This is a genomic window from Nonomuraea guangzhouensis, from assembly GCF_019396345.1.
GTDB classification, from domain to species: domain Bacteria; phylum Actinomycetota; class Actinomycetes; order Streptosporangiales; family Streptosporangiaceae; genus Nonomuraea; species Nonomuraea guangzhouensis.
The window spans coordinates 25,858-38,384 of the sequence record NZ_JAHKRM010000010.1; the positions used below are offsets into that span (position 1 = coordinate 25,858).

The window sequence follows — 12,527 nt, forward strand, 5'->3', positions numbered from 1 at the left end:
CGTACGGAGGGTTGTCCGAGACGTTCTACGGTCAGGTCCAACGTCGGTAGGGAGGTTCGGTGACCGTCGGTACTCATGCGAGGCGCCCGCGTACCCATGTGACAGGGGCGGCCAGCGCGGCGGTACGCCCTGTGCTGGAGGCGCCGCGGAGCCCCGCCCGCGTGCTGGCCGTCTTCCCCGCCGGGGTGTACGTGGAGGTCAGGACCGATCTTGAGCCTTCCGTGCTCGCCGTCATCACGGGCGCGGCGACCCGGCTGCCCAACTCCGTGCTGCTGGCCGCCGAACTGCCGCACCTCACCGTGGGTGACGAGGCCGCCGTGGGCGACGGCTCCATCGACCTGGGCCGGCTGAGCCTGCGGGCGCGCCGCTGGTGGGACCCCGCGCCGCCGCTCGGTCAGGTCGATCCGGTACGACTCAGGCAGACCGCCCCTCGCCTGACCCCCGGCGAGCCGGGACTGGCGGGCAACGCCGCCATCGCACTCCTGGCCACCAGCTGCGCGAGCGGCCGGTTGCTCGGCGTGGTGACGGCGGCCGAGCAGCTGGTCGGCCTCGGTCCTGGGCTGACGCCGAGCGGGGACGACGTGCTCGCCGGGCTGCTGGTGACGCTCAGGCACCTCGGCGCGGCGGCCGGCTCGGACCGGGCGGTGTGGCTGGCGGACTGGCTGGCCGCGACCGTGACGTACGACGCCCGCGCCCGTACGACGCCGATCTCGGCGACGCTCCTGCACTGCGCGGCCAGAGGCGAGGCGAGCCCCGAGGTGATCGCCGTGCTGCGCGGCCTCGCCGGCCGGCAGGAGCTCGAACCGGCGCGGCGGCGGCTGCTGGCGCTCGGCCATACCTCCGGATCCGACCTGCTCCAGGGCATCTCCATCGGTCTGAACGCCGTCCTTGCCATGACCGAAAGCCCGAGCGGGACCGGAACCCCGGTGAGCGTGCTCGGATGACCCGCGACGCGGTGCTCGTCCGCAAGGGCGTCTACCACGACTCGGTCACCCTCATGCGGGTGAGCCGCTCGCTGTCGGACCTGCCCGGCATGCAGGTGGCCATCGTCGCCATGGCCACGGAACTGAACCTCGGCCTGGCCCGCGACCTGGGCTTCGACCTGCCGCCCGCCGACCCGGGCGACCTGCTCGTCGCCCTGCGCGGCGACGGCGTGGAGGCCGCCGCGGGCGAGCTCGACCAGGCCCTGGCCCTGCTGTCCGCCTCCCGGACCCAGGCGGCGGCCGACCAGCCCCCGCTCACCACCCGCTCGGCCGCCAGGACCCCGGCCGACCTGGTGCTGGTGTCGGTCCCCGGCGAGCACGCCTTCTGCGAGGCGTTCGACGCGATCCACGCGGGCCTGCCTGTGATGATCTTCAGCGACGGCGTCCCGGTCGCCCAGGAGCGGCGGCTCAAGCTGCTGGCCGAGGAGCGCGACGTGCTGGTCATGGGCCCCGACTGCGGCACCGCCGTGATCGCCGGCGCCGGGCTGGGCTTCGCCAACGTACTCAGGCCGGGCCCGGTCGGCGTCGTCGCGGCCTCCGGCACCGGCGCCCAGCAGGTGACGTGCCTGCTCGACCAGGCGGGGGCCGGGATGAGCCACGTGCTCGGCGTGGGCGGCAGGGACCTGTCGGCCGAGGTGGGCGGCCTGTCGACGATGCGGGCGCTGCGCATGCTGGACGACGACCCGGCCACCGAGCTGATCGTGCTCGTCTCCAAGCCGCCCGACCCCGCGGTGGCGCGGGCCGTACGGGACGTGGTGGAGACGATGCGTACGCCGGTCGTCTCCGCGCTGCTCGGGGAGCGCGACCTGACGTCGGCGGCGGAGGAGGCGCTGCGCGCCCTCGGCAGGCCGGTCCCCGCATGGGAGTCGTGGCCCGGCTGGTCGCCCACGTCGACGTACACGAAGCTCAAGGGCATCTACTCCGGCGGCACGCTCTGCGCCGAGGCGAGCCTGATCGCCGGGACGGGCGAGTTCACCGACTACGGCGACGACGCCTACACCCGGGGGCGCGCCCATCCGATGATCGACCCGACGCTGCGCCTGGAGGCACTCGCCCAGGTGGAGCCGGGCGACGTGATCCTGATGGACGTCGTGCTCGGCCACGGCGCCGACCCCGACCCGGCGGCCTCGCTCGCCTCGGCCATCGCCCACGTCACCACCCACCACACCCCCAGCCACGGGGCCGCCACCGTCGTCGTCGCGCTCATCGGCACCGAAGGCGACCCGCAGGGCCTGCACCGGCAGGCCGCCGCGTTCCGCGAGGCGGGCGCGACCGTCTTCACGTCCAACGCCCAAGCCGCCCGGCACGCCAGGAACCTCCTATGACCCTGCTCTCCGGCCCGCCCCACGTGATCACCGTCGGCGCCGGCCTCCTCCAGGAGTCGCTCGACGCGCAGGCCGTGCCCACGACCGCCGTCGCGTGGCGCCCGCCCCTGCCCGGCACCGCGGACGCGCTCGCCCGGGTGCTCGCCGACCCACGCCTGCCCGCGGCCAACGAGCGCGCCGTCGGCCGCCTGACCTCGGCCCGGCCCCAGCTCGTCGGCGTACGGCGGGCGTCGGAGGTGCTCGGCCTGCCGGACCTGATGTTCCTGCACGCGGGCCCGCCCATCGACTGGGAACGCGCGTCGGGCCCGATGCGCGGGGCGCTGATCGGCGCGATGCTGCTGGAGGAGTACGCCCGCGACGTGCCGTCGGCCGAGCAGTTGCTCGCCTCCGGTCAGGTGCGCCTGGAGCCCTGCCATCGGCACGCGACGGTCGGCCCGATGGCGGGCGTGGTGAGCCCGTCGATGTGGATGCTGGAGGTGCTCGACACCGAGCATGGCGGCACGGCGTACTGCTCGCTCAACGAGGGCCTGGGCAAGGTGCTGCGTTACGGCGCGTACGGGCCCGAGGTGCTCGAGCGGCTGCACTGGATGGACCGGGTGCTCGGGCCCGTCCTTTCGGCGGCGATCGAGCTGAGCGGGCCGATCGACCTGCGCGCGCTGATCGCGCAGGCGCTGCAGATGGGCGACGAGCTGCACAACCGCAACCGCGCGGCCACCTCGCTGCTCCTGCGCGAGCTGGCCCCCTGGGTGGTCGAGGCCGCGGCCGGCAGCGCCGCCGAGGTGCTGCGCTTCGTCAACGGCAACGACCACTTCTTCCTGAACGCCGCCATGGCCGCGGGCAAGGTGAGCACCGACGCGGCCAGGAACGTGCCGGGCTCCTCGATGGTCGTCGCCATGGCCCGCAACGGCACCGATTTCGGGGTGCAGGTCTCGGGGCTGGGCGATCGGTGGTTCACCGGTCCGGCGGGCGTACCTGACGGGCTCTACCTCGGCGCGTACGGCCCGGCGGACGCCAACCCGGACATCGGCGACTCCACGATCACCGAGACGTCCGGCCTGGGCGGGTTCGCGATGGCGGCCTCCCCGGCCATCGTCCGCTTCGTCGGCGGCGAGGTGGCGGACGCGGTGGCGGCGACCCGGTCCATGTACGAGATCACGCTGGCCGAGCATCCCGCCTACCAGATCCCGGGGCTCGGTTTCCGCGGCACGCCGGTCGGCATCGACCTCACGCTGGTGGCCAGAACGGGTGTGCTGCCCGTTGTCAACACGGGTATCGCGGGCCGTGTGGCGGGCACCGGCCAGGTGGGAGCAGGCCTGGTGAAACCGCCCGTAGAGGCATTCACCAGCGCATTGATGGCCCTGGCCGACGGCGTTGACTGATCCATTTGATGGATGATATTTCCGCACGTCAAGGCAGTTGTAAGAAGCGAGTTGGGTTCCTTTGGCGATGACCTGCCTATATCGTGGCCAACGCTCATAATCTGGAAGTATGGCGGCGCGACGCTTGTGACCGATGAGGCTGGAGATTGGGGCGGGAACATGGCAGCCGACCGCTTGCTCAGCGGCCCCGGTGCGGAGGGAAACGCTTCACAGAGCCAGGGTCGTCTGATCGGCAGGCGTTACCGGTTGATGTCACCGGTCGGCCGAGGCGGCATGGGGATCGTGTGGCACGCACATGACGTGCTGCTCGCCCGCGACGTGGCGGTCAAGGAGCTGATCCTGCCGTACGGGCTGGACCAGACGGGCAGGCAGGTGGCCCACCGGCGCGTGCTGCGTGAGGCCAGGTCCGCCGCGCGGCTGACCCACCCGGGCATCGTGACCGTGCACGACGTGGTCGAGGAGGACGGCCGGCCATGGATCGTCATGGAGCTGGTCCGGGCCTGGTCCCTCGAACAGGCGGTCCGGCAGAGCGGACCGCTCCCGGTGATCCAGGCCGCGGAGATCGGCATCCGGGTGCTCGACGCGGTCAGGCACGCGCACGCGGCCGGGATCCTGCACCGTGACATCAAGCCGGGCAACGTCCTGCTCACCGCGGACCGCGTGATCCTGACGGACTTCGGCATCGCCGCGATCGAGGGCGACGTCACGATCACCCAGACCGGGCTGCTCATGGGCTCGCCCGCCTACATCCCGCCGGAGCGGCTGTCCGGGCAGTCGATCACCCAGGCGGCCGACCTGTGGTCGTTCGGGGCGACGATGTACGCCGCGGTCGAGGGGCGCCCGCCGTACGAGGGGCCGGACCCGATCGCGGTGCTGGGCGCGGTCCTCACGCAGGAGCCGGTCGAACCGCAGCGGGCGGGCGCGCTGGCACCGGTGATCGAGGGCCTGCTGCGCAAGAACCCGGCCGAACGCCTCACCGCCGAACAGGTCAGCGACATGCTGGAACGGGTCCTGCACGCGCACGGCTCGGTCCGCCCGCGCCCCGCCGAATCCGCGCGGTCCCTGCCGACGCGGACGGACTCGACGCCGGCCGAGTTGCTGCCGCCGCTGGACTCGCCGCCGTCCGGGCCGATGCCGTCGCGGATCGTGGAGACCCCCTCGGGGCCGGTACGCGTGCCGTACGACCCGCTGAACAGCCCGTCGGGCGGCTACTCCATGCCGTACGACGGGCTGTCCACCCCCTCCGGTAGCCACCGCACGGACGCGCTGCCCCGGGCGGACGGGTTCGACGCGTTCACCAGCCCGTCGGGGTCGCACCGGATACCGGAGGCCGGCCCCGGGCAGAGTGGCGCGCACCCGTCACTTGGCGGCCCGCCCGGACCGTCGGTGGTACGCCCCTTCACCGGCGGCCAGACAGGACCGCTGGGCGGCCCCCCGTCACGGGACTTCCCGTCACGGGACTTCTCGTCGCATGACTACGCCTCGCAGGGCTTCCCGTCCCAGGATTACGCGTCCCAGGACTACGCGTCGCAGGACTACGGGTCTCAGGGCTTCCCGCCGCCGGACTACCCGTCGGGCGGGCCACCGTCGTCGCCGGGCTTCCCGCCAGGGGGGCCACCGTCGTCGCCGGGCTTCGCCTCCGGCGGGCCGCTCGGAGCACCGCCTTCGTCGCCGTCCGGTGCGCCGCCTTCGTTCGGCAGCCCGTCGGGATCGCACCAGGTGCCCGGCGACTCACCGTTCGGCGGCCCTTCGGGACCGCGCCGTGGCCCGGAATCGCGCGACCCCTTCTCGTCGGGACCGCAGCCGATCCTGCCCTTGACCAGTGACAGCCGCGCCACCCCCTGGCCTCTGGCCTCGTCAGACCATCTGCGCGACCAGGCCATCGACCTGTCGCGCGACCTGACCCACAACCGCCTGGCCAGCCTGCCCACCGCCTCGCAACGCCTGACCAAGAGCAGGCGCAGGGTCGAGGACGACGGCGGCGGCTGGCTCCGCGGCGGCCGCCCCACCCCGCGCCTGATCGTCACCGCCATCGCGGCGGTCGGCGCGGTCGTGGCCGTCGTCCTGTTCGTCCGCACGGATGGCACGCCCGCTCCGGTGCCGAGCGCGGCCAACACCCTCCAGTCGCAGCCCCCCGCCGACGATCCCCTGACGGCGACGGTGCCCGACGGCTTCGGCGAGCAGACGCCACCCGGTTTCTCCGCCGCCGTGCCCAACGGCTGGAAGCTGACCGCGTCAGGCGGCGACGCCACGTTCACCGGCCCCAAGGACTCGGGCATGACGACCCGGGTCGAGCAGGCGACCCCGCAGCCGGACGGCGGCCTGGCGGAACTGACCCGCGAGGAGGCGGACGGCCGCGTCGACGGTTACATCCAGGTCCAGCTCCAGGCGACGCGGTATCGCGACTGGAAGGCGGCCGACTGGGAGTACACCTACACGCTGGCCAACGGTGTCCCCATGCACGCCCTGACCCGGTACGTCACGATGGACGACACCAACGCATTCAAGATCATCTTCACCATGCCCGAGCTCAAGTGGGACGACCAGGCCGAAACCCGCAAGGTCTTCTTCGACACCTTCCGCCAGACCACCTGACCCCCGCCCACCGCGCCATGAGCGCGGATGGGCGGGTCACGCGGCCGGAAGCTGAACGGTCACCGCGCGCCGAGTGCGCGGTCGAGGAAGTCGCGGACCGTCGTGGCCAGCTCGGCGCGGTGGTCGGACAGGGCGTGGTCAGTGGCCCATTCATGGTGTTCGAGCGCAGCACCCGCATAGGCGGGCACCAGCGGCCGGTGGTGCACTTCGGCGGGCGTCACGGGGTCGAGCCCGGTCCCGATGAGCATCACCGGGCGTCCGGCGAACGCGGGTGCCAGCGAGGCCAGGCTCCACTGCTCCCCCGCGGCCTCCATCTCGGCCACCAGCGCCGCACCGCTGGTGCCGGTGAGCGGGAGCAGCTCGTCGTCGAACGCCTCGACGTACGCCCGCCGTCCCTCGGCGTCGAGCCCGCGGGAGACCGTACCGAAGTCGAAGGCGGACACCGACACGGTGGCCGCGATGCTCGGATCGGCGGCGCCCGTCATCAGCGCGACGAACCCCCCGAAACTATGTCCGACCACGGCGACCCGCTCCGGGTCGAGCCGGTGCTCCACCGCGAACGGCTTCTCCCGCACGGCCGCCACCACCCGCGCCGCGTCCGCCAGGCCGTTCGCCCAGGACCAGTGCCCGCCGACTCCCCAGGAACCCCGGTAGTGGAAGACCAGGCTGGCGTACCCGGCCCGGCGCAGCTCCTGGGCGAGATCGAAGTTGCGCTCGTTTCCCGGAAAACCGTGCAGCAGCACCGCCACCGGATGCGGCCCCTCACCGGCCGGCAGGTGCAGCACGCCCAGCAACGGCACCCCGTCGCTGTCGAAGGTCACCGCAGGTGTGGCAGCTCTCATGAAGCTCTCCTCTCAGAATGATCGGTACGCTAACAGCCGCCCGACCAGCCACCCAGACGTCGGGTACCGTCGGCCGCATGAAGCTGGCGAGCATCCACTTTTATCCCGTCAAGTCGACGAGCGGACACGACGTAGGAGAGGCCGAGGTCCAGCCTTGGGGCCTGGCCGGTGACCGGCGCTACATCGTCCTCGACGAGCACGGCGTGATACTGACCGCCCGCGAGATCCCCCGGTTGCTGATGTGCCTTCCGGAGCTGGACGGCGAGACGCTCACGCTCACCGGCCCGCATGCCGCGCCACTGCGGGTCACCCCCACCTCCACGCGGTCCGTGATCGACATGCGGAACACGCCGGTGGAGCTGACCGACTGCGGTGACGACGCCGCCGCGTGGCTGACCGCGCTGATCGACCGCCCCGCCCGGCTGGCCTGGCTGGACGACCCGACCCGCCGTCCCGTCGATCCCGCGTACGGCCGGCCGGACGACCGGGTCAGCCTGGCCGACGCCTACCCGCTGCTGCTCACGTCCACGGCTTCGCTGGCGCAGCTCAACGACTGGATCGCGGAGACGGCGGTCGAGCGCAGCGAGGAGCTGCCCGAGCCGCTGCCCATGAGCAGGTTCCGGCCGAACGTGGTCGTGGACGGCGCGGACGCCGCCTTCGCCGAGGACGGATGGAAGCGGATCCGCATCGGCGACGTGGAGTTCCGGGTGGTCAAGAGCTGCGACCGTTGCGTGCTGACCACCGTCGACACCCGTACCTACACCAAGGGCAAGGAGCCCATCCGTACCCTGGCCAAGCACCGCAGGTGGGACGGGAAGGTCTGGTTCGGCAGGAACCTCATCCCGGAGGCACCGGGCCGGATCGCACAGGGCGATCCGGTAGCGGTCCTTTGAACCGGACGGTCGAGAACCCGAAAGCTGCCAGCAAATGGTTGAATACCGCCGGGTGGGGTGATTTGGGCTTTTAGGGGGATCTCGGGGGCTATGCGAGACTTCACACGTGACCAGCGCCCCTATTAAGCCCGATATTTCGTCCCCTGACCGGATCCGGGTCGTCCAGCGGCGCACTCTCGCGATCCTGTCCGCCGCGCAAATAGTGGGTGGTGTAGGCGTCGCCGTCGGCCTCGCCCTGAGCTCAGTGGTCGTCGACGAGCTCTCCGGCTCCACCGTGATCAGCGGCTTCGCCGGCACCGCGACCGTCCTCGGCGCGGCCCTGCTCGCGCTGCCGACCGCCAAGGCGTCCGGCCGGGGCGGCCGGCGGGCGGGCCTGACGCTGGCGTACGTCGCCGCGCTGGCGGGCTGCGTGTTGTCGGTCGGCGCCATCAGCCTGCGCAACTGGCCGCTGCTGCTGGCCGGGCTGGTCCTGGTGGGCGGCGGCAGCGCGGGCAACCTGGCGGCCCGTTACTCGGCGACCGACCTGTCACCGTCGGGGCACGCCGCCAGGCACCTGTCCCTGGTCGTCTGGGCGGCCACCATCGGCTCCGTCGCCGGCCCGAACCTGGCCAAGCCCGCCGACCAGATCGGCATGTCCGCGGGCCTGGTGGAGAAGGCCGGGCCGTTCGCGTTCGCGGCGCTGGCGTTCGCGCTGGCGATGCTCATCATCCTGGTGGGCCTGCGTCCGGACCCGCTCAAAGTGGCCCGCGAGCTGAACGGCACGCAGCCCCCCGCCCCCGGCCGGAACCGGACGATCAGGAACGCCTGGACGACCCTGCGCACCACCCCCATGGCCCGCAAGGCCCTGGTCATGATCGCGATCAGCCACACCGCGATGGTGTCGGTCATGTCGATGACCCCGGTCAAACTCCACCACGACGGCTCGAACCTGGACGTCATCGGCCTGGTGATCAGCCTGCACATAGCCGGGATGTACGTCATGTCGCCGGTGGTGGGCTGGCTGGCCGACAAGGCGGGCAAGGTGCCGGTGCTGCTGCTCGGCATGGCGCTGCTGCTCAGCGCCGCCATTCTGGCGGGCACAGCCGGGCACCGCGTCTGGCAGGTGAGCACCGCGCTGGTCCTGCTCGGCCTCGGCTGGTCGTGCGGCCTGGTGGCGGGCTCGGCGCTGGTCTCCGAGTCGGTGCCGGTCGAAAGCCGCCCCGCCGTGCAGGGCCTGTCCGACCTGCTGATGAACGTGTGCGGCGCCACCGGCACGATCGTCGCGGGCGCGATCGTGGGCGGGCTGTCGTACGGGGTGCTCGGGCTGGTGGTGGGGGTGATGGTGACGCTGGCCGGAGTCTGGCTGGCGATCTCCTGGCACCGCGCGCCGGGAGAGGTCACCGCCTGACGTCACTTCGCGTCGGCGTAGCAGGCGACCGCGACCGCCTCCATCGGGAACCGCACCGGCGTCTGCCCGAACAGCAGCCGGCTGGCCTCGGCGGCCGACTCCGACACCGCGGCGATGACCTCTTCGGCCTGGCCGAGCGGGCAGTGCACCATGATCTCGTCGTGCTGGAAGAACACCAGCCGGGCCGGCCCGGACAACCGCCCCCGCAGCACCGCCATCAGCACCAGCGCCCACTCGGCGGCCGTGGCCTGCACGACGAAGTTGCGGGTGAACCGCCCCCGGTCGCGCAGCGCCCTGCTCCCCTCGGGCCCCGACACCAGGGACTTCCACCGGTCGGACGGCGGCGGGCTGGTGCGGCCGAGCCAGGAACGCACCAGCCGCCCCTCCTCCCCGGCCTTGGCCGCGTCCTCGACGAACTGGTAGGCCTTGGGGAAGCGCTGCCGCATGACCGCCAGCAGCTTGGGCGCGTCACCGCTGGTGCCCCCGTACATCGCGGACAGCATCGCGATCTTGGCGTTGTCGCGCTCGCCCCCGAACGACTTGGCCAGCGCCGAGTAGAGATCGATCTCCCCCGCCGCCCGCGCCAGCCCGTTGTCTCCGGCCATCGCGGCCAGCACCCGCGGCTCCAGCTGGGCGGCGTCGGCGACGATCAGGGTCCAGCCGTCGTCGGCGACCACCACGCGGCGCATCACCTTGGGGATCTGCAGCGCGCCGCCGCCGCTGGTGGCCCACCGCCCCGACACCACGCCGCCCACCACGTACTCGGCACGGAAACGCCCGTCGCGCACCCATTGGTCGGCCCAGACCCACCCGTGGAAGCTGTAGAGCCTGGCCAGCTCCTTGTAGGCGAGCAGCGGCGCGACGGCCGGATGGTCGATCTGCTTGAGCTCCTCCGACCGGGTGGTCCTGAGCGCGACCCCCGCCCCCTTGAACGCCTTGGCCAACTGCTGCACGGAGTCGGGATTGACCGGATGCCCGAACGCCGCCGACACCTCGTCGGCCAGCGCCTGGAGCTTGGCCGGGCGCATGCCGTGCACCGGGCGCGGCCCGAGCAGGTCGGTGAGCAGGGCGTCGTGCACGTCCCGGCGCCACGGCATGCCGTCGTGGCCCATCTCGGCGGCGATCAGCGCACCGGCCGACTCGGCCGCCACCAGCAGCCGGAACCGCCCGGGGTCCGGCAGCGCCTCGATCCGGCGCAGCTGGTCGGCCAGCACCTCCGCCACCGCCTCCGCGCCGAGCGGCTCGGGCGCGAACAGGGTGTCGGGCATGTTGGGCTGCTCGTCGGGCACCGGCAGGCCGTGCAGCCTGGCGTGGGCGGCCTTGGCCGAGCGCGGCTGACCGTAGCGGCCCTCGTGAGCGAGCAGCAGGCCCTCGGTGAGGGCCAGGTCGTGACAGCGTGACACCCGCACGCCGCCGCGCAGCAGGGGCGGATATGTCTCCCGCGCGTCCGCCCAGACCCAGCGCGGCCGCTCGGCTTCGAGCTCTTGTACGGCCCGCGCCAGGTCGTCGACCTGACGAGCCGCACCGCCGACCGGAAGGATCGTCCGGTCTGTCACCACTACGTGCACGCCGTCCAGCCTGCCAGGTGACTACGACAAACTGATGTGCACCTCGTCCTCCATCGGCGGATCCACCTCCTGCGGCAGGCAGCCGGTGGCGGCGAAGCAGCGCACCTTGAGCAGGTCCGGCGTGACCGAAAGGTGCAGGAACTGCTTGAAGAACGGTGGTGTGTCCCAGTCGGAGAGCTCGGAGAGGTACCGGTGGAAGACCGTGCCCACGGGCAGCCGGAACGGCATCGGCCACGCCCCGAGCAGCCGGGCCGCCCACCTCATCCTGCGGGTGATCGTGATGGGTCCCGCGACGGGCCGGACCGGGGTGTTCTTGATCTGCTCCGCCATGATGCAGGCGGCCTCGGCCGGCGTGAGGTAGATCCACTTCATCCGGAGCCGCTTGGCGTACAGCTGGCTGTAGAAGGACAGCGAGTCGCCGCGCAGCGGGTAGCACTTGAAGTCGTCCTCGTGCACGCCCGCCACGTCCACCCGGCGGGTGGTGTGGGTGGCGTGCATGAACGCGCCCCCGCCGCCGGAGACGATGTACTGGATCACCCGGTCGCCCACTCTGACGGGGTAGCGCTGGTAGTTGTGCACGTCGCCGCCGATGGCGGCCACGTAGCGGTGTTCGGGGGCGCGGATGATGTCGTCGATCGTGCCGCCGCCCTCGAGCGGGGACGGCTTGTAGTCGTTGCGCGTGTAGATCGGCTTGCCGGTGACGAGGATCTTCGGGCGCGGGTCCAGGGAGACGCGGCGCAGCCACTCGGTCTGCTGCGCGTCGATCCCCCCTTGGATGCCGGTGTCGACGCCCACGATGAGCAGGCTGGGGGTGTCGATCACCCAGTACGGCCCCGGCTGCGTGGCCTGCTGCGACGGCCGCTCCCTGAACCTGCGCGCCTCGGCCAGGCGCCGCTCGTCGATCGTGTCCGACTTGCGCCAGAGCAGGGCGCGTAGCCCGAACTCCCGCTTGGGCTTGAGCGGCGGGGCGTCGCAGAACACGCGCATGAAACCGCCGAGCCCGTCGTACCAGTCGTGGTTGCCGGGGATCGCGTAGATCGGAGGGTCATAGTCCTTGTACGGCCGGAAGAACTTGTTCTCGTACTCGTTGCCGGACCCGGCCGGATACAGCACGTCGCTGGCGATGACGGCGAAGGAGGTACCTTCGCCCACCTTGAGCAAGCCGGGCACGACCGCGTACTGGGAGGCGTCACCCTCACCCGTGTCACCGAGCAGCAGGAAGCTGAAGCTCTCCCCCACCTCGGGCCGCACGCGGAAGTCCGGGTCGGCGCCACGGGCCGCCTGCTCGGCCACCCACCTGCGGCGCACCTGCCCGGACGGGTCGCCTAAGAGCCCGGCGACGATCTGGTTGCGCGAGTGCCACAGCGTGCGCGGGCTGAACCAGGTGAACCCCTTCGTGTCCGGTCTCAACCCGGTGAACGTGCCGATCCGCTGGCACGACCACCCCGCGCCTTCCTCCGACACCCGGGAGGAGAGCTGCTTTCCACGCTCAGCCGCGACTTCCACCATGACCACATCTTTACCGCGATCTTCCCCAAGCCGCACCCACTTCCCC

The 12,527-nt window shown here is 72.1% G+C and carries 9 protein-coding genes; 6 read left to right on the forward strand and 3 right to left on the reverse strand.

All coding sequences use genetic code 11. The features are described 5' to 3' along the window. Positions 1-59 precede the first annotated feature (59 nt). From KME78_RS67230 to KME78_RS21430, 4 genes are all read left to right on the forward strand, one after another. On the forward strand, positions 60-944 hold the full coding sequence (locus tag KME78_RS67230; RefSeq protein ID WP_219530905.1) for an oxamate carbamoyltransferase subunit AllH family protein: 885 nt from the start codon (positions 60-62) through the stop codon (positions 942-944). Continuing rightward, positions 941-2,308, forward strand: coding sequence for an AllF/FdrA family protein (locus KME78_RS21420; protein ID WP_219530906.1), 1,368 nt, complete (start codon positions 941-943; stop codon positions 2,306-2,308). Before KME78_RS67230 ends, KME78_RS21420 begins: the two co-directional genes overlap by 4 nt. Next, a complete protein-coding gene (locus KME78_RS21425; RefSeq protein ID WP_219530907.1) occupies positions 2,305-3,687 on the forward strand; it encodes a YlbE family protein in 1,383 nt (460 codons plus the stop codon). Before KME78_RS21420 ends, KME78_RS21425 begins: the two co-directional genes overlap by 4 nt. Positions 3,688-3,936: 249 nt before the next feature. After that, entirely contained in the window at positions 3,937-6,282 is a 2,346-nt protein-coding gene (locus KME78_RS21430) for a serine/threonine-protein kinase (protein WP_281428828.1), read from the forward strand. A 59-nt stretch (positions 6,283-6,341) separates the two neighbouring features. On the opposite strand, the gene KME78_RS21435 is transcribed toward KME78_RS21430, so the two are convergent. Then, entirely contained in the window at positions 6,342-7,124 is a 783-nt protein-coding gene (locus KME78_RS21435) for an alpha/beta hydrolase family protein (protein WP_219530909.1), read from the reverse strand. 77 nt (positions 7,125-7,201) lie between these two features. Here KME78_RS21435 and KME78_RS21440 point away from each other — a divergent pair, with 77 nt between their 5' ends. Both KME78_RS21440 and KME78_RS21445 read left to right on the forward strand, forming a co-directional pair. Continuing rightward, on the forward strand, positions 7,202-8,017 hold the full coding sequence (locus KME78_RS21440) for an MOSC domain-containing protein (protein ID WP_219530910.1): 816 nt from the start codon (positions 7,202-7,204) through the stop codon (positions 8,015-8,017). A gap of 106 nt (positions 8,018-8,123) precedes the next feature. Continuing rightward, the gene (locus KME78_RS21445; RefSeq protein ID WP_308127060.1) at positions 8,124-9,404 is read left to right on the forward strand and encodes an MFS transporter; all 1,281 of its coding nucleotides are present in this window, start codon (positions 8,124-8,126) and stop codon (positions 9,402-9,404) included. 2 nt (positions 9,405-9,406) lie between these two features. Here the strand turns inward: KME78_RS21445 and KME78_RS21450 are convergent, their stop codons facing one another. Both KME78_RS21450 and KME78_RS21455 read right to left on the reverse strand, forming a co-directional pair. Further along, complete coding sequence (locus KME78_RS21450) at positions 9,407-10,972, reverse strand: bifunctional 3'-5' exonuclease/DNA polymerase (RefSeq protein ID WP_219530911.1); 1,566 nt, start codon at positions 10,970-10,972, stop codon at positions 9,407-9,409. Between the two features lie 21 nt (positions 10,973-10,993). Next, positions 10,994-12,481, reverse strand: coding sequence for a metallophosphoesterase family protein (locus tag KME78_RS21455; RefSeq protein ID WP_219530912.1), 1,488 nt, complete (start codon positions 12,479-12,481; stop codon positions 10,994-10,996). Positions 12,482-12,527 lie beyond the last annotated feature (46 nt).

Excerpts from the sequence above, each read along its gene's own strand:
- KME78_RS21420 (WP_219530906.1), top strand. The coding sequence starts at position 941 with ATGACCCGCGACGCGGTGCTCGTCCGCAAGGGCGTCTACCACGACTCG.
- KME78_RS21425 (WP_219530907.1), top strand. The coding sequence starts at position 2,305 with ATGACCCTGCTCTCCGGCCCGCCCCACGTGATCACCGTCGGCGCCGGC.
- KME78_RS21430 (WP_281428828.1), top strand. The coding sequence starts at position 3,937 with ATGTCACCGGTCGGCCGAGGCGGCATGGGGATCGTGTGGCACGCACAT.
- KME78_RS21435 (WP_219530909.1), bottom strand. The coding sequence starts at position 7,124 with ATGAGAGCTGCCACACCTGCGGTGACCTTCGACAGCGACGGGGTGCCG.
- KME78_RS21440 (WP_219530910.1), top strand. The coding sequence starts at position 7,202 with ATGAAGCTGGCGAGCATCCACTTTTATCCCGTCAAGTCGACGAGCGGA.
- KME78_RS21455 (WP_219530912.1), bottom strand. The coding sequence starts at position 12,481 with ATGGTGGAAGTCGCGGCTGAGCGTGGAAAGCAGCTCTCCTCCCGGGTG.